The sequence below is a fragment of the Pseudoduganella sp. RAF53_2 genome, assembly GCF_052113985.1.
Taxonomy (GTDB): domain Bacteria; phylum Pseudomonadota; class Gammaproteobacteria; order Burkholderiales; family Burkholderiaceae_D; genus Rugamonas.
Genome location: NZ_JBFRDW010001026.1, coordinates 1 through 1,277, shown reverse-complemented (window position 1 = coordinate 1,277; position 1,277 = coordinate 1). Strand labels below are relative to the sequence as shown.

1 protein-coding gene is annotated in these 1,277 nt (G+C 58.6%); it reads right to left on the bottom strand.

Features of this window, described 5'->3' with window-relative positions; translation table 11 throughout:
• Nucleotides 1-1,277 (bottom strand): adenosine deaminase (locus AB4Z11_RS32040; protein WP_442030257.1); only part of this gene is annotated, 1,277 nt, incomplete at both ends.

Here is a 1,277-nt window from a genome sequence, read left to right as displayed (position 1 = left end):
GGCATAGTCGGCGTGATAGCGGGTCGCAAACAGCATGTATTCATTCGACAAGTTGTTGCGTGACACGCCCGCGTCGTCAGTCGAGATCACAAATGGCACCCCGTATTTGCGATACACCGTCACCGGGTGAGCCTCGCCTTTGATGCCCAGGATGAACTCGTTGCTGCTGAGATTGATCTCGACCGGAATCTTGCGATCGCGCATCTCCTTCAGCAGGGCTGGCGCATTGCGTTCGTGCACGATATCGATCCCGTGGCCAATACGCTGGCCGCCCGCCACGTCGATCGCCTCACCGATGTGGAACTTCAGGCCTTCCGGCGGCACCATGCCCAGGGCCAGTTCGCCTGCGTGCAGCGACAGCTTGACCTGTGGATACTTAGCTTTCAGGAACTTAAACATTTGCATGTGCAGATCGTAGTCGCGCATGGACACGGTGAAGTGCTCAGCGCCTACGATATTGACAGCCACTACCTTCGGATTCGACATCGCCAGCTTGAAGCCGGCCGCCATTTGCGAGAACACCATGGACGGCGTCAGGAATCGCAGCACGAACGGCTGGTAGCGCATGGTGAACTGTTCATCGTCGATACCGGCGCTGCTGGTGTCGAGATGCGTGTTGTAGTCCGCGATGCCTTTGGCGAAAGATGGATTGGCTTCCAGCTTCTTCAGGTAGGCATCTAATTGCTGCGGCAGCGAGCCGTCATTCTTCACCGACTTGTCGAAATCCGGGTCCAGAGTAATCGGTGCGATCTCGTACACCGTTTCGATGTAGCTCAGGTTTTCATCGATGGCGCGTTGTTTCAGGCGCTTCAGGCCATCATTGCCATTGGTCGACGCCACATCGTTGAAGTAGCCGAAGGTTTCGAAGAAGGTATGATCCGGCGGCATTTGCTGCGCGCCGTGATTGTAGAAGTCCTTGACCGACCAGCGTTGCAGCAGGTTGCGCAGGGCCGTGTTATCCAGCGCCAGATCCTGGGCGCTGACACAGCCCGCAGTGCGTTTCGCCTGATCGGTGACGATGCGCGAGGTTTCCTTGTCGATGCAGTAGCCCTGCTTATCCACCCACTCCAGGTATTGCTCCGCGTAGATCGCGCCGGAGTAGTGGTTGTGCAGGTCGCCGCCCTTGGGGAACTGGGTGAAGAACATGGTCAGTTCCGCCAGCTTGGGCTGCGGTCCCGAGACCAGGGACGCGAAGTGGCGCGCCGTGATGTCCTGGTTGCTGGCGGCATTCACAGCGGCTGGCGCAGCGAAGGCCAGGGCAATCAGCAGGCTCGGGA